We start from the raw sequence: 19,004 nt of genomic DNA on the forward strand, positions 1-19,004 counted from the left end.
CGTGTGTCACGACGGGGTATCGAAGATGGGGAGCATCATGGGGTCGGTCTCTACGCAATCGCAACCGAGCTCGCAACGCGAGCGTCTGTCCGCACTGATCGACGGCGAGTCGCCTGACGGCCTGCCGTTCGCTCAGATCCTGGCCGGTTTCGGCGACACGGAACGGCGTGCCTGGTCCGAATTTCACGCGATCGGCGACGCGCTGCGTTCCGACGAACTCGCGATCGAACCGGCCGTCAGCCAGGCCTTCACGGCCCGGTTTTCCGCCGCCTTCGCGGCCGAGCCCCACCTGATCGCCCCGGCCGCGATCACCGTCGCGGCCAACAGCCCGGCTTCGCCGCTCAAGCGCGCGCTGCGCCGCCGCTTCGTGCCGGCACTGGCGGTGGCCGCCGCGGCCGCCACCCTGACCTGGATCGTGGTCCCGCAACTGCAGGGCACGGCCGGCCAGCCCGGCGTCTCGCCGGTGCAGGTCGCCTCGGTCGCGCCGCAGGACCTGCAGCGCGTGGCCGCCTCGTCCCACCAGGATCTCAACATCATCCGCGACGCGAGCCTCGACCAATACCTCGAAGCTCACCAGCAATTCGCGCAGCAGCCCGTGGTGTCGGGCTCGATGCCGCTCATTCGGACTGCCGTCGCGACGCAAGGCCAATAAACTCGATGCGGACACTGCTGTTGAATCGCGCCACCTCCGGCTGGACGCGGCTGCCTGCGCTCGTGCTCTGCGCGGCCGCCCTGATTTCCGTTCAATCGCGCGCGATCGCGCAGCAGCCGGTCGACCCGGCCGCCGGCCCGCAGGCTGCGGCCGCCTGGCTCGACCGGATCCAGCAGGCTGCCCAGCAGCAAAGCTACGACGGCACCTTCGTGTTCCAGCGCGGCACCTACGTGCAGTCCTCGCGGATCACCCACATCGCCGCCAAGGGCGGCGAATTCGAACAGATCGAGAGCCTCGACGGCAAGCCGCGCAAGCTGCTGCGCCACAACGACGACCTCGTCACGCTGGTGCCGGAGCGGCATCTCTGCGTGGTCGAGCGGCGCCAGAACCGCGATGCCTTCCCGTCGCTGCTCGGCGCGAGCGGCGAGCAGGTGCTGTCGGTCTATGACGCCAAGCCGCTCGGGCAGGACCGGGTGGCCGGCATCGACGCGCAAGTGGTCGAGCTGGTGCCGAAGGATGGCTACCGCTACGCCTACAAGCTCTGGACCGATGCCAGGACCGGCCTGCTGCTGCGCACGCAGACGCTCGACGCCGACGATCACGTGCTCGAGCAGGTTGCCTTCTCGCAGTTGCAGATCGGCACGGCGAACCCCACCCTGAAGACCACCATCGCCAATGGCGTGCGCAATCCCGCAGACTGCACGGTGGTGCGTCCGCCGGTGGCGAGCGTCGACATCGAGGGGCAGGGCTGGAAGCTGGGGCCGAGCGTGGCGGGCTTCCGCAAGATTCGCGAGGTGCGCCGCCCGATGGCCGCGCGCGATCCGGGAGAGCCGCCGATCGCCGTCGACCAGGCCGTCTTCACCGACGGGCTGGCCACCGTCTCGGTGTTCCTCGAGCCGGTCGAGAAGGGCTCGCGCAAGGAAGGGGCGGGCAGCACCGGCGCCACCCACGTGCTGGTGAAGCGCCGCGGCGATTTCTGGATCACCCTGCTCGGCGAAGTCCCGCCGGCCACCTTGCAGCAGTTCGCGGCTGCCATAGAATACAAGCCTTCGAAGTAAGCTCCGGTTCCTCGACATGACCACCACCACGCTGCCTACCTGGATGGCCGCGGTGGCGCTGACGGCCTGCCTGCCGCTCGCGTCGCTCGCTGCGCAACCCGCTTCGATCGTGCCGGGCGCCTCCGCGCCGGCCGCCGCCTCGGTGCCCGTGGCGCCGCCCTCGGCGCCGGCGGCACGCGCCGCGTTGCCCGACTTCGCCGACCTGGTTGAGAAGGCGGGCCCGGCGGTGGTCAACATCCGCACCACGGCGACGGTGCCGGCCGATCCGCGCGGCGTCTTCCCGCAAGGCCCGGACGACGGCGACATGTCGGAATTCTTCCGCCGCTTCTTCGGCATCCCGCTGCCGCAGGCGCCGGGCGCGCCCAAGAACGCGCAGCCCGATGCGCCCGACACGGAACAGAACCGCGGCGTCGGCTCGGGCTTCATCCTGTCCCAGGACGGCTACGTGATGACCAATGCGCACGTGGTCGACGATGCCGACACGATCTACGTGACGCTGACCGACAAGCGCGAGTTCAAGGCCAGGCTGATCGGTATCGACGAGCGCACCGACATCGCGATCGTCAAGATCAACGCCACCAACCTGCCGACCGTGGCGATCGGCGATTCGAACAAGGTGCGGGTGGGCGAGTGGGTGGTCGCGATCGGCTCGCCGTTCGGGCTCGACAACACCGTCACGGCCGGCATCGTCAGCGCCAAGGGGCGCAACACCGGCGACTACCTGCCGTTCATCCAGACCGACGTGGCCGTCAACCCGGGCAACTCCGGCGGCCCGCTGATCAACATGAACGGCGAGGTGATCGGCATCAATTCGCAGATCTACAGCCGCACCGGCGGTTTCATGGGCATTTCGTTCGCGATCCCGATCGACGAGGCGATGCGCGTGGCCGAGCAGCTCAAGGCCAGCGGCAAGGTCACGCGCGGGCGCATCGCGGTGGCGATCGGCGAGGTCACCAAGGACGTCGCCGACTCGATCGGGCTGCCGCGCGGGGAAGGCGCGCTGGTCAGCAGCGTCGAGGCGGGCGGCCCGGCGGACAAGGCCGGCGTGCAGCCGGGCGACATCATCCTGAAGTTCAACGGCCGCGACGTGGACGAGGCCACCGACTTGCCGCGCATGGTGGGCGACACCAAGCCGGGCAGCAAGGCCACCATCACGATCTGGCGCAAGGGCGCGGCGCGCGAGCTGCCGATCACGATCGCCGAGGTGCCGGCCGAGAAGGGCAATGCCCGCGCCGACGGCGGCAAGCCGAGCCAGCCCGCCAAGCCGCGCCAGAGCAATGCGCTGGGGCTGACCGTGAGCGACCTGACGGCCGAGCAGTTGAAGGCGGCCAAGGTGCCCAACGGCGTGCATGTCGACGCCGCCGACGGCCCGGCCGCGCGCGCGGGCTTGAAGCGCGACGACATCGTGGTGCGCGTCGGCGATACCGACATCACCAGCGCCAAGCAATTCGTCGAGGTCACCTCGAAGCTGGACCCGCAGAAGATGGTCGCGGTGCTGGTGCGACGCGGCGACAACACGCAATTCATCCCGCTGCGTCCGCGCGCGGCCCAGAAGTAGGGCGCGCGTGGCCTTCACGCTCTACGGCCGCGGCTGGTGCCATCTGTGCGACGAGATGCAGGTCGCGCTGGCGCCCGTCGCGGCCGAGTTCCATCTGCCGGTGACGGTGATCGACATCGACACCGATCCCGCGCTGGTCGAGCGTTACGACGAGGACGTGCCGGTGCTGCTGCTGGATGGCGTGGAAGTGTGCCGGCATCGCTTCGACGAAGGCGCGGTGCGCACCGCGCTGTCGCGGCGGCCGGCCGGCTCGGGCGCTTGATGCCGGCTGGGCACGGCCCGATCGGGCCCCAGGCGCCGGGGCCCGGAAAGCAAGGCCGTCGCGGCCGGCCCAGCAGGTTTCGTGCCGTTGGCGCGGCAAGCCCGCCAAAATGCCGCCCCGGCCAGGCCTTTTCGGCTAAAATAGGCTGTTTTTTCACCGACTTACACAAGGCGTGCTCCGCAGTCGTCGAGCGCGCCTTTTTCGCTTGATCGGCACTGAATGGATCATATTCGCAATTTCTCGATCATCGCGCACATCGACCACGGCAAGTCGACGCTCGCGGATCGCATCATCCAGGTATGCGGCGGCTTGACCGACCGCGAGATGGAAGCCCAGGTGCTCGACTCGATGGATCTCGAGCGCGAGCGCGGCATCACGATCAAGGCGCAGACCGCCGCGCTGTCGTACCGCGCGCGCGACGGCAAGGTCTACAACCTGAACCTGATCGATACCCCGGGGCACGTCGACTTTTCCTATGAAGTCAGCCGTTCGCTGTCGGCCTGCGAGGGCGCGCTGCTGGTGGTCGACGCCAGCCAGGGCGTCGAGGCGCAGACGGTCGCGAACTGCTACATGGCGATCGAGCTCGGCGTCGAGGTGGTGCCGGTCCTGAACAAGATCGACCTGCCCGCCGCCAACCCCGAGAACGCGATCGAGGAAATCGAGGACGTGATCGGCATCGACGCGACCGACGCGACGCGCTGCAGCGCCAAGACCGGCCTCGGTGTCGAGGACGTGCTGGAGTCGCTGATCGCCAAGGTGCCGGCGCCCAAGGGCGATGTCGACGCGCCGCTGCAGGCGCTCATCATCGATTCCTGGTTCGACAGCTACGTCGGCGTGGTGATGCTGGTGCGCATCGTCAACGGCACCCTGCGTCCCAAGGAAAAGATCAAGCTGATGGCGACCGGCGCGCAGTACCCGGTCGAGCATATCGGCGTGTTCACGCCGAAGTCGCGCAATCTCGAATCGCTGTCGGCCGGCCAGGTGGGTTTCATCATCGCCGGCATCAAGGAGCTGACGGCCGCCAAGGTGGGCGACACCGTCACGCACGCGGCCAAGGCCGCGCCCGAGCCGCTGCCGGGCTTCAAGGAAGTGAAGCCGCAGGTGTTCGCCGGCCTCTATCCGGTCGAGGCGAACCAGTACGACGCGCTGCGCGAATCGCTCGAGAAGCTCAAGCTCAACGACGCCGCGCTGCAATACGAGCCGGAAGTCTCGCAGGCGCTTGGCTTCGGCTTCCGCTGCGGCTTCCTCGGCCTGCTGCACATGGAGATCGTGCAGGAACGTCTCGAGCGCGAGTTCGACATGGACCTGATCACCACGGCACCCACCGTGGTCTACCAGGTGGTGCAGAGCAACGGCGAAACCCTCGTGGTCGAGAACCCGGCCAAGATGCCGGATCCGGGCCGCATCGAGGAAGTCCGCGAGCCGATCGTCACGGTCAACCTCTACATGCCGCAGGACTACGTCGGCTCGGTCATCACGCTGTGCGAGCAGAAACGCGGCTCGCAGATCAACATGCAGTACCACGGCCGCCAGGTTCAACTGACCTACGAAATCCCGATGGCGGAAATCGTGCTCGACTTCTTCGATCGCCTGAAGTCGGTGTCGCGCGGTTATGCCTCGATGGACTACGAGTTCAAGGAGTACCGCGCCTCGGACGTGGTCAAGGTCGACATGCTGATCAACGGCGACAAGGTCGATGCGCTGTCGATCATCGTGCACCGTTCGCAGTCGCAGTACCGCGGCCGCGAGGTGGCGGCCAAGATGCGCGAGATCATCCCGCGCCAGATGTACGACGTGGCGATCCAGGCCGCGATCGGCGCGAACATCGTGGCGCGCGAGAACATCAAGGCGCTGCGCAAGAACGTGCTGGCCAAGTGCTATGGCGGCGACATCTCGCGAAAGAAGAAGCTGCTCGAAAAGCAGAAGGCCGGCAAGAAGCGCATGAAGCAGGTGGGTTCGGTCGAGATCCCGCAGGAGGCGTTCCTCGCGATCTTGCGTGTCGAAGACAAATAACAGGACTGATCCTTTTATGAATTTCGCATTGATTCTTTTTGTGCTCGTCGTCTTGACGGGTATCGCGTGGGTGCTGGACAAGCTGGTGTTCCTGCCGGGCCGTCGCAAGGCCGCCGACGAGGCCGCCGCCGAATTCGACCGCCAGCAGGCGCGCGTCGGCGAGCGCTTCGCCGACGAGAACGCCGCCGAGACGCGCGCCAAGCTGCGCGACGATAAGCTGCGCCAGCCGTGGTGGCTCGAATACACGGCGAGCTTCTTCCCGGTGATCCTGGCGGTGTTCGTGGTGCGTTCCTTCGTGGTCGAGCCGTTCAAGATCCCCTCGGGCTCGATGGTGCCCACCCTGCTGGTGGGCGACTTCATCCTCGTCAACAAGTTCGACTACGGCCTGCGCCTGCCGATCACCAACCAGAAGATCACCGCCGGCCGGCCGCTGGCGCGTGGCGACGTGGTGGTGTTCCGCTATCCGAAGGACGAGTCGGTCGACTACATCAAGCGCGTGATCGGCCTGCCCGGCGACACCGTCCAGTACTACGACAAGAAGCTGACCATCAACGGCCAGCCCGTGCCGGAAACGCCGCTGGCCGACTACTTCGACGAAGAGCGCATGAACTACGCGAAGCAGTACGAGGAGAGCATCGACGGCCGCAAGAACGCGATCCTCAACAACCCGGCCGTGCCGCCCTTCGTGATGGGCGCCGACGACTTTCCCTACAAGAGCAACTGCGAGTACAACGAGCACGGCGTGACCTGCAAGGTGCCGCCGGGCCACTACTTCATGATGGGCGACAACCGCGACAACAGCGCGGACAGCCGCTACTGGGGTTTCGTGCCCGACAAGGACCTGGTCGGCCGCGCCTTCTTCATCTGGATGAACTTCAGCGATCTCAAGCGCATCGGCTTGTTCCACTGAACGTCGCAATCCTCGCCAGCATTGCGCCACGGCCGGGCGCAATGCTGGCAAATCACTTCAAGAACCGGCGGTAACACCGCTGCCACACGCCTTTTCGTGCCCGGCATCCGTCACTCGACGGCACCGGCGCCCGCGTTATACTCCTGCACATGCCTCAGTCCCAGTTGGAAAGCCGGCTGCGCTACGAATTTCGCAATGCGGAATTGCTGCGTCAGGCTTTGACCCATCGTAGCCACAGCGCCACGCATAACGAACGGCTCGAGTTTCTCGGCGATTCCGTTCTCAATTGCGCGGTGGCCGCCCTTTTGTTCCAGCGCTTCAGCAAGCTGGACGAAGGCGACCTGTCGCGCGTGCGGGCCAATCTCGTCAAGCAGCAGTCGCTGTACGAGATCGCTCAGGCCCTCAATATCTCCGAAGGCCTGCGGCTCGGCGAGGGCGAGCTGCGCAGCGGCGGCTTCCGTCGCCCGTCGATCCTCGCGGACGCGTTCGAAGCCATCATCGGGGCGGTCTTCCTCGATGGCGGCTTCGAAGCCGCCCAGGGGGTGATCAAGCGCCTCTATATCCCGATCCTCGACCACATCGATCCGCGCACGCTGGGCAAGGACGCCAAGACGCTGCTGCAGGAGTATCTGCAGGGCCACAAGATCGCGCTGCCCACCTATACCGTGGTGGCCACGCATGGTGCGGCGCACAACCAGCAGTTCGAGGTCGAGTGCACAGTGCCCAAGCTCGATATCAAGGTGTCGGGTTCGGGCGCGAGCCGCCGCGCGGCCGAGCAGGCCGCCGCGAAGAAGGCGCTCGACGAGGTGATGGCGCGGCCGATGGCGGCCGCCAAGCCGAAGCGCTCGAAGAGCGCGCGGGCCTCCAAGGCCGAGCCGGAGATCGTGCCGGGCGTGAAGGGCGTGCAGGAAGCGCTGGACCTGCGCTCGACGCCGGAACGCAAGGAGCGCGCCGCTGCCGCGCCGGGCGAGGTTGCCAAGGCACCGGCGGAAACGGCTGCCGAGCGCGGCGCGCCGGTGGCTGTGATCCGTGCCGGCGCGCATGCCGAAGCTGGCGCCGACAAGGTCGAGCGCGCGGAACGTGCGGTAAGACCTGCCGACAAGCCGGCGCCGGCCGTGGCCGAGAAGCTGGTCGCCAGCGACAAACCCGCCGACAAGCCTGCTGACAAGCCCGCCGAGAAATCCACGGAAAAACCCGCCGGCGACAAGACCGCGCCGGCCGCCGACAAGCCCGAAGCCGCCTCGCGAGGCGCCGGCGCCCCGGATCGGACGTTGCGTGCACGCGACACCGCCGCGACGCCGTCCGGCGAGCCGGACGCCGATCTCGCCGCCGCGCCCCTGCGCGTGGCCGATGCCGGCCATTGAATCCCTGATCCATCCGCGAGCCGCGTCGTGCGGCCCGCCTCGAATTGCAGCAGCCTGATATGAACGCACCCGCCACTCCCGCCGGTTTCCGTTGCGGCATGATCGCCATCGTCGGCCGGCCCAACGTCGGCAAGTCGACGCTGATGAACGCGCTGGTCGGCCAGAAGATCAGCATCACCTCGCGCAAGGCGCAGACCACGCGCCACCGCATCACCGGCATCCACACGCTGCCCGACGCGCAGTACATCTTCGTCGACACCCCCGGTTTCCAAACCCGCCACAGCACCGCGCTGAACCGCTCGCTGAATCGCACCGTCACCTCGACGCTGACCAGCGTCGACGCGATCCTGTTCGTGATCGAGGCGGGCCGCTTCGGTCCCGACGACCAGAAGGTGCTCGACCTGATCCCGAAGAGCGTGCCGACCCTGCTGATCCTCAACAAGCTCGACCGGATCACCGACAAGAGCTCGCTGTTCCCGTTCCTGAAGCAGATGGGCGAGCTGCGCGAGTTCGCCGAGGTGGTGCCCCTGTCGGCCAAGCATGTCGACGACATCAGCCGCCTGATGGAAACGGTCAAGCCCTACCTGCCGGAAGGCGAGCCGATCTACGGCGAGGACGACCTGACCGATCGCAGCTCGCGCTTCCTCGCCGCCGAGATCCTGCGCGAGAAGGTATTCCGCTGGACCGGCGACGAGCTGCCGTACACCAGCACCGTGATCATCGACAAGTTCGAGGAGGAAGGGCGCCTGACACGCGTGTTCGCCACCATCCTGGTCGAGCGCGATTCGCACAAGGCGATGGTGATCGGCAAGAAGGGCGCCAAGCTCAAGCAGATCAGCACCGAGGCGCGGCTCGACATGGAGAAGCTGTTCGATGGACCGGTCTATCTCGAAACCTTCATCAAGGTGAAGAGCGGCTGGGCCGACAACGAAGCAGGGCTCCGTGCCTATGGGTACGAATGAGGACACGCACGGCGCCGACGAGCTTCCCGTGTCCGTCGTCGATCCGGCGCCGCCCTTAGCGTCGGCGGCTTCCTCCGCGCCGGCCGCTTCCGCTGCTCCCGCCCCGGCCGCCGAGCCGGCGCCGGCGCGCAAGCCGCGCCGTCCTTCCGCGCGCGCTTCCGACTTCCGCGTCTCCGAGCAGCCCGGCTTCGTGCTGCACAGCTATCCCTATCGCGAAACCAGCCTGATCATCGACGTGCTGACGCGCGACCACGGCCGCGTCGCGCTGGTCGCGAAGGGCGCCAAGCGCCCGCATTCGGCGCTGCGCGGCGTGCTGCAGACCTTCCAGCCGCTCTCGCTGTCCTGGTCCGGCAAGTCCGAGATGCGCACCCTGACCGGCGCCGAGTGGGTCGGCGGCATGCTGCCGCTGGGCGGCGACGCGCTGCTCTGCGGCTTCTACGTCAACGAACTGCTGGTGAAGTTCTGCGCGCGCGAGGATCCGTTCCCGCCGCTGTTCCAGCATTACCTCGTGACGCTGGCGCGGCTCGCGCACGACGAGCCGGCCGTGCAGGTGCTGCGCTCGTTCGAGCGCGTGCTGCTGCGCGAGACCGGTTATGCGCGCGCGCTGAACCGCACCACGGCGCGGCGCGCGGTGCAGCCCGAGGGGCGCTACGTGTTCGACCCCGAGCGCGGCGTGCGCGAGGCCAGCGACGAATTGCCGGCCCACTGGCCGGTGGTCGCGGGCCAGACATTGCTCGACATGGAGGAGGACGATTACCATCGTGCCCAGACCGTCGCGCAAAGCAAGACGCTGATGCGCTTCCTGCTCAACACCTATCTGGGCGGCACGCCGCTCGCCACGCGCCAGATCCTGATCGACCTGCAAAACCTATGAGCTTCTTCCTGACCGCGCCGACCGTCATCGATCTCGGCGTCAACATCGATCACGTCGCGACGCTGCGCAACGTGCGCGGCACCGCCTATCCCGACCCGATCCGCGCCGCGCTGGCCGCCGAGCAGGCCGGCGCCGACGCGATCACGCTGCACTTGCGCGAGGATCGCCGCCACATCCGCGACGCCGACGTGCGCGCGCTGCGCCCGCTGCTCACCACGCGCATGAACCTCGAATGCGCGATCACCCAGGAGATGCTCGACATCACCTGCGAGGTGCAGCCGCACGACGCCTGCCTGGTGCCCGAGAAGCGCGAGGAGCTGACCACCGAGGGCGGCCTCGACGTGGCCGGCCATTTCGAGAGCGTGCGTGCCGCCTGCCGGCAGCTCGCCGAGGCGGGCGTGCGCGTGTCGCTGTTCATCGATCCCGATGCCGAGCAGATCCGTGCCGCGCACGAGGCCGGCGCGCCGGTGATCGAGCTGCATACCGGCGCCTACGCCGAGGCGCACGACGCGGCCGGCCAGCAGCGCGAATTCGAGCGCGTGGTGGCCGGCGTGGACGCCGGCGTCGCGCTGGGCCTGAAGGTCAACGCGGGTCACGGCCTGCATTACACCAACGTGCAGGCGATCGCCGCGATCGACGGCATCGTCGAGCTGAACATCGGCCACGCGATCGTCGCGCAGTCGATCTTCACCGGCTGGGACAACGCGGTGCGCGAGATGAAGGCGATCATGGTCGCCGCGCGCGTGGCCGCGCGTCACGGCGGCCGCTGAGCCCGGGCCGCGCTCATGGCCATCTACGGCATCGGCACCGACATCGTCCAGGTAAGCCGGATCGCGGCGGTGCTCGAACGCACCGGCGGGCGCTTCGCCGAGAAGGTGCTCGGCCCCGACGAGCTGCGCGTGTTCGCGGCGCGCCGCAAGCGCTCCGAGGCGCGCGGCATCGCCTTCCTCGCCACGCGTTTCTCGGCGAAGGAGGCGTTCTCGAAGGCGATCGGCCTCGGCATGCGCTGGCCGATGACCTGGCGCGCCCTGCAGACCCTCAACGAAGCGAGCGGCCAACCCTATGTGCTGGCTTCCGGCGAACTCGCCGCGTGGCTGGCCGAGCGGCGCATCACGGCCCGCGTGACGGTCAGCGACGAACGCGACTACGCGGTGTCCTTCGTGGTCGCCGAGGTGCCCGACGACGGCGCGCCTGCCGCCGTCGCCGCCCGCGACTGAACTTCCTTTTTCCACGGACCCGATTCGATGAAACCGACTCCCGGCCCCGTCATGCTCGATGTGGTGGGCACCACGCTCACGCGCGACGACGCGCGCCGCCTCGCGCATCCGCGCACGGGCGGCGTGATTCTGTTCGCGCGCCACTTCGAGAACCGTGCCCAGCTCTGCGCGCTGACCGACGCGATCCGCGCGGTGCGCGAGGACATCCTGATCGCGGTCGACCACGAAGGCGGCCGCGTGCAGCGCTTTCGCACCGACGGCTTCACGGTGCTGCCGGCGATGCGGCGCCTGGGCGAGCTGTGGGACAAGGACGTGCTGCACGCCACCAAGCTGGCCACCGCGGTGGGCTATGTGCTGGCCGCCGAGTTGCGCGCCTGCGGCATCGACCTGAGCTTCACGCCGGTGCTCGATCTCGACTACGGCCGCTCGAAGGTGATCGGCGATCGCGCCTTCCATCGCGACCCGCGGGTGGTCACGCTGCTGGCCAAGAGTCTCAACCACGGGCTCGCGCTGGCTGGCATGGCGAACTGCGGCAAGCATTTCCCCGGCCACGGTTTTGCCGAAGCCGATTCCCACGTCGCGTTGCCGACCGACGATCGCCCGCTCGAGCAGATCCTCAAGCTCGACGCGGCGCCTTATGACTGGCTCGGCCTGTCGTTGTCGGCGGTGATCCCGGCGCATGTGATCTACACGCAGGTCGATGCGCGCCCGGCCGGTTTCTCGTCGATCTGGCTGCAGCGCGTGCTGCGCGAGCGGCTCGGCTTCACCGGCGCGGTGTTCAGCGACGATCTCTCGATGGAGGCGGCGCGCGCCGGCGGCACGCTCGCGCAGGCTGCCGACGCGGCGCTCGAGGCCGGCTGCGACATGGTGCTGGTCTGCAACCAGCCCGAGCAGGCCGAGAAGGTGCTCGACGAGATGCAGGCGGAGGTTTCGGCCGAGTCGGCGCGCCGTATCCGCCGCCTGCGCCCGCGCGGCAAGCCCGCCAGCTGGGACAAGCTGATGCGCCGGCCCGAGTACCAGCGTGCCTCGGCCCTGCTGCGCGAGACGCTCGGCTGATTGGTCTCGCCTCGCGTCATCAACGACAAAGGCCGCGCTGGGCGCGGCCTTTGTCGTTAACCAGCGGCACGGAGCAGTGTCCCCGCCCGGTTCGCTCAATTCATCTTCATGCGCTGCAGCTTGTTATAGAGCGTCTTCGGGCTGATGCCGAGCAGGGCGGCGGCGCGGTGCCGCGTGCCGCCGACCGCGTCGAGCGTGGCGCGGATCAGCAGGTCCTCGACGTCCGACAGCGGCGTGCCGACGCGCACCTGCACGCTGCTGCCGTTGAGTGCGGCGCCCGGCACGAACACGCCGTCGTTGGCGCGCAGCGTCTCGATGAAATCGCCCGAGGCCTCGTAGGCCAGCCGCACGCGTTCGCGCAGCTCGCGCACGTTGCCGGGCCATTCGTAGGCCAGGCATTCGCGCACGAAGTCGGGCGCGATGCGCTTGTCGACCGCGCCCAGGCCGGCCTGGCGCGCTTCGCGGTTGAGATCGTCGACGAAGGATTCGGCGATCTGCAGCATGTCGTCGTCGCGTTCGCGCAGCGGCGGCAGCGCGATCGAGGTGGCGTCCAGACGCAGCCACAGGTCCTCGCGCAGCGTGCCGTTGTCGAGCGCCTCGCGAGCCGGGCGGCGCGAGGTGGCGATCAGCCGGAAGTCGGTCGCGATCTCGGCCGAGCCGCCGATGCGCATGAAGGCCTGCGAGTCGAGCGCGCGCAGCAGCGCTTCCTGGATCGACAGCGGCAGCGAGGTGATGTCCTTGAGCAGCAGGGTGCCGCCGCTGGCCTGCTCGAACAGGCCCGGCTCGCGTCGCTCGGCACCGCCGTAGGTGCCGCGTTCGCGGCCGAACAGCATGCTCTCGATCACGATGCTGCCGAGTTCGAGCACGCGCGGCAGTTGCAGCGCGGCGCGGCAGTCGAACTTGATGAACGGGCCCTTGCGGCGCCGGCTCAGGTCGTGCAGCGCGCGGGCGGCGGCTTCCTTGCCGGTGCCGGCCTCGCCCCACAGCAGCACCGCGGCCTCGCTGCGCGCATTGCGCTCGATCATGTCGTAGGTGTGCTGGATCGCGTCGCTGCGGCCGATCAGCGGGCCGAAGCGGCCGAGCCGGCGCAGCGTGGTGCGCAGCGACTGCACTTCCTCGATCAGCTCGTAGGGGCGCGGGATCCGCGCCAGCAGGCTGCGCAGCCGCGGGATATTGACGGGCTTGAGCAGGTAATCCCAGATGCCATGCCGCAGCCCCTCGATCGCGCTCTCGACCGTGGCATTGCCGGTCAGCACGATCACCGGCAGGCCGCCGTTCGGCTGCTGCGGCTGGGGCAGGTGCTGGAGCAGGTCGAAGCCGCTGCCGTCCGGCAGGTTCAGGTCGACCAGCACCACGTCGGGGATGGTCCGCGCCAGCGCGGCGCGGGCCTCGGCGAGCGAGGTGGCCGTGTCGACCGTGAAGCCGTCCGCGGCGAGCAGCGCCGTCAGGCCGGACAAGCTGTTGGGATCGTCTTCGACTATGAGGGCGTGTGGCATGGTGTGCGGAATGTTCAAAGGGCCGGCCGTACGTGACGGGCGTGTGCGCCCTATTGTTCGATTAGAGTCGGAATTTTATGTCCCTCGGCGCCGCTAGCGTACGGTATTTGCGGTTGAAAGCAAAAGAGTTACCGAAGATACAAATTGATGCCTTTTCTGTATGACGACGCATCGGCTTTTGTGCATCGCGGCTTTGGCGCAATAATCTGGCTCCGGAAAAGAAAAAGCGCCCCGAAGGGCGCTTTTTCAAGCCGTTTGCGCGAACTTATGCGCGGCTGCGGTATTCGTTGGTGCGCGTGTCGATTTCGATCTTGTCGCCGGTGTTGCAAAAGAGCGGCACTTGCAGTTCGTAGCCGGTGGCGATCTTGGCGTTCTTCAGCACCTTGCCCGACGAGGTGTCGCCCTTGACGGCCGGTTCCGTGTAGGTGATCTCGCGCACGATGACGGTCGGCAGGTCGACCGAGATGGCCTTCTCGTTGTAGAACACGACTTCGCAAGCCATGCCGTCTTCGAGGTAGTTCAGCGCGTCGCCCATCATTTCCGCTTCGACTTCGTACTGGTTGTAGTCGGCGTCCATGAACACGTACATCGGATCGGCGAAGTACGAGTAGCTCACTTCCTTGCGGTCGAGCACCACCACGTCGAACTTGTCGTCTGCCTTGTAGACCGATTCCTGGCCTGCGTTGGTCAGCAGGTTCTTCAGCTTCATCTTGACGACGGCGGAATTGCGGCCCGACTTGTTGTATTCGGCCTTCGCGACGACCCACGCGTCACTGCCGACCATCACGACGTTGCCTACGCGGAGTTCCTGTGCGGTTTTCATATCAAAACTGTCCTGTGCAAAAAATTTGTCCTGACGTTGCGCAACGGCCGACAACGCAAGCGAGGGCGGTGGGGCCCGGGCTTGACCGATCCGGCCCGGGTAGCGCCGGGTAGCTCGAGGCGCCGGGGCCGGAACGCGCTTGCGTGGTCCGCCGTTGGATAACCGCTTATTTTAACTGAGTTTTTGTGAATTCCGCCAGATTTCCAGCGAGATCGCCGACCGCCGCCAGTTCCTCCGCCCAGGCGCCGGCGCGCGCCTCGAAGGCGGCGCGATGGGCGATGAAATCGGCCCAATCCGGCGTGCCCGCGCCGTTCCAGGCGTGCCAGAAGCGCGCGGCGGCCTCGCGCGCGGGCTCGGGCAGGCCGGCGGCGAGATGGGCGAGCGCGGCGTCGAGCTTGGGCAGGTGCGCGTCGTCGCCCTGTGGATAGATATGCCAGACGAATGGCTTGCGCGCCCATTGCGCGCGCACGAAGGAATCCTCGCCGCGCACGAAGTTCAGGTCGCTGGCCCAGAGCAGGGCGTCGTAGTCGGGCTGGGCGACGAAGGCCAGGCCGTGGGCGCTGAGCCTGCCCGCCGTGGCCCGGCTGCCGGCGCCGAAGCGCGCCAGGCCGAAGAAGGCGGCGATTTCCGGGCAGATCCGGCCCTCCGGCACCAGCAGCACGATCGGCAGTTCGCCGTCGCGCCATTGTTCCAGCAGCGGACCCAAGGCGGGATTCTCGTAGGCGAACAGCGAGATCACGCAGGCCTCGCGCGCCGGCGCCGAAGCGCCGGTGGCGCGCCGCCACCAGGCCTCGCGCGCCTCGGTCGAGGCCTCGAAGGCCTCGCGGCGCGCATCCAGGCCGGCTTCCTTGAGCACGCCGCCGGTGCCGCGGCCGAGCCCGGGGAAGAAGAAGCTCTTCAGCAAGGCGTGGCGCGGATGCGGCGAGGGGCGCTGGTGGAAATCGGCGACCCAGTCCTCGGCGCTCAGGTATTCGAGGTTGATCCAGGCCGGCGCGCGTTCGCGGCGCGCCATCGCGGCCACGTACTCGGCCGGCAGTTCGCAGCCGAAGGCCTCGATCACCACGTCGGCGATCGCCAGGGTGTCGCCGGCATGGACGGGCTCGCCCCAGTGTTCGATGGCGATGCCCTCGACATGCTGGCGCCTGGCGGCGGGATCGACCGCCGGCGCCAGGCGCGCGAAGGTATGCAGGTCGTCGACGATCAGGCGCAATTGCCAGCCGTGCTCGCGCGCGAGCTGGGTGGCCAGGCGCCAGCACACGCCGATGTCGCCGAAGTTGTCGACCACGGTGCAGAAGATATCGCAGGCGATCGGCTCGGGAAGGGCGGCAGCGTCAGGGATCGGGGGCATCGAAGAAACCGGGGTGAATGCTCTAAACTGGCGATTCTAAATGACCTGTTCGCGCGCCACGGCGCCCGGATCACGCATGACAGCCCCCGATCAGTCCGACCCGTCCTCCTCGCCCAGCCAGTCCGAATCGCCACCCGTGCCCGCCCCGGCCGACGTGCCGTTCGAGCCGAAGCCGATCCTCGCGCAATTGCCGCACCTGCCAGGCGTCTATCGCTACTACGATGCCGGCGGCGCGGTGCTCTATGTCGGCAAGGCGCGCAACCTGAAGAAGCGCGTCTCGAGCTATTTCAACAAGACCCAGTTGTCGCCGCGCATCGCGATGATGGTCACGCGCATCCGCAAGATCGAGACCACCGTGACGCGCTCGGAAGCCGAGGCGCTGCTGCTCGAGAACAACCTCATCAAGGCCCTGGCGCCGCGCTACAACATCCTGTTTCGCGACGACAAGTCCTATCCCTACCTGAAGCTGACCGGCCATGCGTTTCCGCGCATGGCCTATTACCGCGGTGCCGTCGATCGCAAGAACCAGTATTTCGGGCCGTTCCCGAGCGCCTGGGCGGTGCGCGAGAGCATCCAGATCCTGCAGCGCGTGTTCCAGTTGCGCACCTGCGAGGATTCGGTGTTCAACAATCGCACGCGGCCCTGCCTGCTGCACCAGATCGGCCGCTGCACGGCGCCCTGCGTCGGCGCGATCGAGGCGGAGGATTACGCGCGCGACGTCTCGAACGCCTCGCGCTTCCTGCTCGGTCGGCAGAACGAAGTGATGAAGGAGCTCGAGCAGAAGATGCACGCCTTCGCGGCCGAGCTGAAGTTCGAGCAGGCCGCGGCGGTGCGCAACCAGATGAGCTCGCTGTCGACCGTGCTGCACCAGCAGGCCATCGAGGTCGGCAGCGAGAGCGACGTCGACATCCTGGCGGTGGTGGCGCATGGCGGGCGCGTCTGCGTGAACCTGGCGATGGTGCGCGGCGGCCGGCATCTCGGCGACAAGGCCTATTTCCCGGCGCATGCCGACAGCGCGATCGCGCTGGCGGCGTGGCGCGACGAGGAGGTGGAAGACGCCGGCGAGGAGGCGGCGATCGTCGAGGATCTGGCGGCGGCGGTCGGCACCCTGCCAGGCGATGTCGATGCGCAGGCGGCCGCGCCCGAAGCCGATGCGGCGGGCGCGGTGCCGCCCGTCGAGCTGCCGGCGCCCCTGGCGGCCGGTGACGATGTCGCCGTTTCGGCCGATGAATTGAACGAGGCAGCCGAAGCCACCGAAGCGGAAGCCGATCCGGCCGGCATCTCGATCGAGACCGAGGTGCTCGAGGCCTTCATCGCCCAGCACTATCTCGGCAATCGCGTGCCGCCCGTGCTGGTGGTCAGCCACGCGCCGGCCAATCGCGAGCTGATCGACCTGCTGGTCGAGCAGGCCGGCCACAAGGTGGCGGTGCTGCGCCAGCCGCAAGGCCAGAAGCGCGCCTGGCTGTCGATGGCCGAGCAGAATGCGCGGCTCGCGCTGGCGCGGCTGTTGTCCGAGCAGGGTTCGCAGCAGGCGCGCACGCGCGCGCTGGCCGAGGTGCTCGGTTTCGAGGCCGAGGACCTGGCCCAGCTACGCATCGAGTGTTTCGATATCAGCCACACCATGGGCGAGGCGACGCAGGCTTCCTGCGTGGTGTTCCATCACCACAAGATGCAGTCGGGAGAGTATCGCCGCTACAACATCACCGGCATCACGCCCGGCGACGACTACGCGGCGATGCGCCAGGTGCTCACGCGCCGCTACGAGAAGATGGTCGAGCAGGCGGCTCAGACGGCCGCCGCCGATGCGGCCGCCGGCATCGACGGCGACGCGACGCGTGCCAGCGCCGCCGCCGCGCTGCTGCCGAACATCGTGTTGATCGACGGCGGCAAGGGGCAGGTGGAGGTGGCGCGCCAGGTGTTCACCGAACTCGGGCTCGACGTGTCGATGCTGGTGGGCGTGGCCAAGGGCGAGGGGCGCAAGGTCGGCCTGGAGACGCTGGTGTTCGTCGACGGCCGCCCCTCGCTCGAACTCGGCAAGGAAAGCGCGGCCCTGATGCTGGTCGCGCAGATTCGCGACGAGGCGCATCGCTTCGCCATCACCGGCATGCGCGCCAAGCGTGCCAAGACGCGCCAGACCTCGCGGCTGGAGGAGCTCGAAGGGGTCGGCGCGAAGCGGCGCCAGCGCCTGCTGGCGCGCTTCGGCGGCTTGCGCGGCGTGGTGGCCGCGAGCGTGGAGGAACTGGCCAGCGTGGAGGGCATCTCGCACGCGCTGGCCGAGCAGATCTACCGCCAGTTGCACTGAGGCGGCGCGGGGCCTTCGGGCCGCGGATTCCGCTCGGCTTGTGGCAGGCCGGGCGGCGCGGCACAATTGCACATCCTTTACACGTCCAGCCCGTCATGCCGTTCAATTTCCCGATTTTCCTGACTTGGGTGCGAATCGTGCTGATTCCGCTCGTCGTCGGCCTGTTCTACCTGCCGGACGTGATGATGAGCGTCGAGCATCGCAACCTCGCGGCCGCGCTGGTATTCGTGCTGGCCGCGCTGACCGACTGGTTCGACGGTTTCCTGGCGCGCAAGTGGAACCAGACCTCGGCGTTCGGCGCCTTCCTCGACCCGGTGGCGGACAAGCTGATGGTGACGGCCGCGCTGCTGATCCTGGTGCAGCTCGCGCGCATCGACGCGGCGATCGCCCTGGTGATCATCGGTCGCGAGATCGCGATCTCGGCGCTGCGCGAATGGATGGCGCAGATCGGCGCCTCGAAGAGCGTGGCGGTCAATTCGCTCGGCAAGTTCAAGACCGCCTGCCAGATGGTCGCGATCCCGATGTTGCTGTACTATGGCGCGCTGCCGATTGGGGGCGGTATCGCGATCGACACCCGCGTGTGGGGGCTCTGGCTCATCTACCTCGCGACGGTGCTGACGATCTGGTCGATGCTGTACTACATGAAGCTGGCCTGGCCGCAGATCCGCGAGCGAGGCGGTGCGATGTGAGATTTTTCAGGTGTCGAGAAAAAGGGTGCGAAAAACGCTTGACACACTGAAACAGCTTCTACATAATCTCATTTCTCCGCTGCACTGAAACGAACGCAGCAGCGAACGAAGCAGAAGCGCGGAGATGCCGGCAAGTAATGTGGCGATGGCAGCAGGAAGCAAAACGCGGGAGTAGCTCAGTTGGTAGAGCGCAACCTTGCCAAGGTTGAGGTCGCGAGTTCGAGACTCGTCTCCCGCTCCAGATTCAAGCAGCGTTTTGTTGAAGCAGTAGTGGTTCGGCAAGGGCTGGATTTTGCAGGACATGCGGGAGTAGCTCAGTTGGTAGAGCGCAACCTTGCCAAGGTTGAGGTCGCGAGTTCGAGACTCGTCTCCCGCTCCAAAACAAGGGGAAGCCAGGCTTCCCTTTTTGTTTGGCGAATT

17 protein-coding genes and 2 tRNA genes are annotated in these 19,004 nt (G+C 67.6%); 16 read left to right on the forward strand and 3 right to left on the reverse strand.

Translation table 11 applies throughout. The features are described from left to right. Positions 1 to 37: 37 nt before the first annotated feature. From F3J18_RS03350 to nagZ, 12 genes are all read left to right on the forward strand, one after another. Positions 38 to 652, forward strand: coding sequence for an RseA family anti-sigma factor (locus tag F3J18_RS03350; protein ID WP_013697080.1), 615 nt, complete (start codon positions 38 to 40; stop codon positions 650 to 652). 5 nt (positions 653 to 657) lie between these two features. Further along, positions 658 to 1,710, forward strand: a complete 1,053-nt coding sequence (locus F3J18_RS03355; protein ID WP_025098841.1) for a MucB/RseB C-terminal domain-containing protein — start codon at positions 658 to 660, stop codon at positions 1,708 to 1,710. Between the two features lie 16 nt (positions 1,711 to 1,726). Beyond that, on the forward strand, positions 1,727 to 3,268 hold the full coding sequence (locus F3J18_RS03360; RefSeq protein ID WP_166911360.1) for a DegQ family serine endoprotease: 1,542 nt from the start codon (positions 1,727 to 1,729) through the stop codon (positions 3,266 to 3,268). Between the two features lie 7 nt (positions 3,269 to 3,275). Beyond that, a complete protein-coding gene (locus F3J18_RS03365; RefSeq protein WP_025098843.1) occupies positions 3,276 to 3,530 on the forward strand; it encodes a glutaredoxin family protein in 255 nt (84 codons plus the stop codon). Positions 3,531 to 3,749: 219 nt separating this feature from the next. Beyond that, positions 3,750 to 5,543 (forward strand): translation elongation factor 4, encoded by a 1,794-nt coding sequence (gene lepA, locus F3J18_RS03370; protein WP_013697084.1) that lies wholly within the window; start codon positions 3,750 to 3,752, stop codon positions 5,541 to 5,543. 16 nt (positions 5,544 to 5,559) lie between these two features. Continuing rightward, positions 5,560 to 6,453 carry a signal peptidase I gene (gene lepB / locus F3J18_RS03375; protein ID WP_013697085.1) on the forward strand — a complete coding sequence of 298 codons (894 nt, stop codon included), beginning with the start codon at positions 5,560 to 5,562 and terminating at the stop codon, positions 6,451 to 6,453. A gap of 149 nt (positions 6,454 to 6,602) precedes the next feature. After that, positions 6,603 to 7,817 carry a ribonuclease III gene (gene rnc / locus F3J18_RS03380; protein ID WP_166911362.1) on the forward strand — a complete coding sequence of 405 codons (1,215 nt, stop codon included), beginning with the start codon at positions 6,603 to 6,605 and terminating at the stop codon, positions 7,815 to 7,817. Positions 7,818 to 7,876: 59 nt separating this feature from the next. Continuing rightward, positions 7,877 to 8,779, forward strand: a complete 903-nt coding sequence (gene era / locus F3J18_RS03385) for a GTPase Era (protein WP_013697087.1) — start codon at positions 7,877 to 7,879, stop codon at positions 8,777 to 8,779. After that, complete coding sequence (gene recO, locus F3J18_RS03390; protein ID WP_025098846.1) at positions 8,766 to 9,653, forward strand: DNA repair protein RecO; 888 nt, start codon at positions 8,766 to 8,768, stop codon at positions 9,651 to 9,653. Before era ends, recO begins: the two co-directional genes overlap by 14 nt. Further along, a complete protein-coding gene (gene pdxJ, locus F3J18_RS03395) occupies positions 9,650 to 10,423 on the forward strand; it encodes a pyridoxine 5'-phosphate synthase (RefSeq protein WP_036052296.1) in 774 nt (257 codons plus the stop codon). Before recO ends, pdxJ begins: the two co-directional genes overlap by 4 nt. 15 nt (positions 10,424 to 10,438) lie before the next feature. Further along, positions 10,439 to 10,870 (forward strand): holo-ACP synthase, encoded by a 432-nt coding sequence (acpS, locus tag F3J18_RS03400; RefSeq protein WP_025098848.1) that lies wholly within the window; start codon positions 10,439 to 10,441, stop codon positions 10,868 to 10,870. Positions 10,871 to 10,897: 27 nt separating this feature from the next. Next, positions 10,898 to 11,926 carry a beta-N-acetylhexosaminidase gene (nagZ, locus tag F3J18_RS03405; protein WP_013697091.1) on the forward strand — a complete coding sequence of 343 codons (1,029 nt, stop codon included), beginning with the start codon at positions 10,898 to 10,900 and terminating at the stop codon, positions 11,924 to 11,926. 95 nt (positions 11,927 to 12,021) lie between these two features. On the opposite strand, the gene F3J18_RS03410 is transcribed toward nagZ, so the two are convergent. The 3 genes from F3J18_RS03410 to earP all read right to left on the reverse strand — a co-directional run bounded on the left by F3J18_RS03410 (position 12,022) and on the right by earP (position 15,593). Next, positions 12,022 to 13,422, reverse strand: coding sequence for a sigma-54 dependent transcriptional regulator (locus tag F3J18_RS03410; RefSeq protein WP_025098849.1), 1,401 nt, complete (start codon positions 13,420 to 13,422; stop codon positions 12,022 to 12,024). 265 nt (positions 13,423 to 13,687) lie between these two features. Beyond that, on the reverse strand, positions 13,688 to 14,245 hold the full coding sequence (gene efp, locus F3J18_RS03415) for an elongation factor P (protein ID WP_025098850.1): 558 nt from the start codon (positions 14,243 to 14,245) through the stop codon (positions 13,688 to 13,690). Positions 14,246 to 14,411: 166 nt separating this feature from the next. Next, positions 14,412 to 15,593, reverse strand: coding sequence for an elongation factor P maturation arginine rhamnosyltransferase EarP (gene earP, locus F3J18_RS03420; RefSeq protein WP_166911364.1), 1,182 nt, complete (start codon positions 15,591 to 15,593; stop codon positions 14,412 to 14,414). A 76-nt stretch (positions 15,594 to 15,669) separates the two neighbouring features. Here earP and uvrC point away from each other — a divergent pair, with 76 nt between their 5' ends. The 4 genes from uvrC (at position 15,670) to F3J18_RS03440 (ending at position 18,963) form a co-directional block, all read left to right on the forward strand. Further along, on the forward strand, positions 15,670 to 17,895 hold the full coding sequence (gene uvrC / locus F3J18_RS03425; RefSeq protein ID WP_205195281.1) for an excinuclease ABC subunit UvrC: 2,226 nt from the start codon (positions 15,670 to 15,672) through the stop codon (positions 17,893 to 17,895). A gap of 95 nt (positions 17,896 to 17,990) precedes the next feature. Beyond that, positions 17,991 to 18,584 carry a CDP-diacylglycerol--glycerol-3-phosphate 3-phosphatidyltransferase gene (pgsA, locus tag F3J18_RS03430; protein ID WP_013697096.1) on the forward strand — a complete coding sequence of 198 codons (594 nt, stop codon included), beginning with the start codon at positions 17,991 to 17,993 and terminating at the stop codon, positions 18,582 to 18,584. Positions 18,585 to 18,749: 165 nt separating this feature from the next. Beyond that, positions 18,750 to 18,825 (forward strand) — tRNA-Gly (locus F3J18_RS03435). Positions 18,826 to 18,887: 62 nt separating this feature from the next. Then, a tRNA-Gly gene (locus F3J18_RS03440) sits at positions 18,888 to 18,963 on the forward strand. Positions 18,964 to 19,004: the final 41 nt, after the last annotated feature.

This window comes from Burkholderia sp. Ax-1720, from assembly GCF_011753035.1.
GTDB classification, from domain to species: domain Bacteria; phylum Pseudomonadota; class Gammaproteobacteria; order Burkholderiales; family Burkholderiaceae; genus Burkholderia; species Burkholderia gladioli.